Origin of the sequence: Brucella tritici, from assembly GCF_008932295.1 — a bacterium.
GTDB classification, from domain to species: domain Bacteria; phylum Pseudomonadota; class Alphaproteobacteria; order Rhizobiales; family Rhizobiaceae; genus Brucella; species Brucella tritici.
This window is the reverse complement of sequence record NZ_WBWA01000081.1, coordinates 1-896: the sequence shown is the minus strand read 5'-3', so window position 1 is coordinate 896 and position 896 is coordinate 1. Positions and strand designations below refer to the sequence as shown.

Here is an 896-nt window from a genome sequence, read left to right as displayed (position 1 = left end):
CCGGCTCGAGCCGCGGCAACGGCGTCTCGTCACAGAACACTCTCGGCTGCGAGCGGATAAAGGCGGTAAGCGCGTCATAGAGAAGCTCCAGCCACCAGGCGACCCGCATCACCCAGGCGCCAAGCGTACCGCGATCGATGATGACACCGCAGGAGGCCAGCATTTGCGCCTGTCGATTGAGCGGGAGATGCCAGGCAAACTTCGAAACAGCGACATGCGCGGCAAACGCCGTGGTCACCATGCCACCGTCCATCACGCGCGCCGGTGCAGGTGCTTGCACGATGGCACTCTCACAGGCCCGGCATGCATAGCGCGGCCGGATCGTCCGTTTGACCCGGACAACAGCAGGTACGATGTCGAGCGCCTCGCTGACGTCCGTGCCGATGCAATGCAGTTCGAACGAACAGCAGGGGCAAATCTTGCTCTCCGGCTCAATGATCTCTTCATAGCGCGGAAGATGCTTGGGCAAGCGGCCGATATTGCGGGCAGACGATCGCCGTGCCTGTGTTTTGTCTTCACCGGCCGGTGCGGCATCGTCATTGGCTGCAACGGGAATATCGCTTAGATCGCCCAGGTCGAGCGTTGCCTGGGCTGGATCGATGATCGTCATCTTCTCCGATTTCGTCCCGAAGAGCTGGCGCTCAAGGAAGGCAATACGCGCTTTGAGATCGGCATTCTCTTCGTCGAGTAAGAGAATGATCCGGGTCAATTGCGCAGCATCCTGGGGCAAGGGATCGGGTCGAAGCAGCATGACCGACCCTATCATATTAGCCTGAATCTTCAAGCAAAACCAATAGGATCAGCCTACTTTTGAGGGTCGTCTCACCGCGTTTCGCTTGACCGGCGTCCAGTCAATGCCAGCTAGCAAAAGCGAGAACTCCTGGGCACTCATCTGC

The 896-nt window shown here is 59.2% G+C and carries 1 protein-coding gene and 1 pseudogene; both read right to left on the bottom strand.

Annotated features, from left to right (window positions below):
- Positions 1-751: IS66 family transposase (locus F9K91_RS25495; protein ID WP_151679072.1), on the bottom strand; the 751-nt coding region annotated here is incomplete at its 3' end.
- A gap of 48 nt (positions 752-799) precedes the next feature.
- Positions 800-896 (bottom strand): annotated as a pseudogene (locus tag F9K91_RS25490) (IS66 family insertion sequence element accessory protein TnpB); the annotation flags it as partial.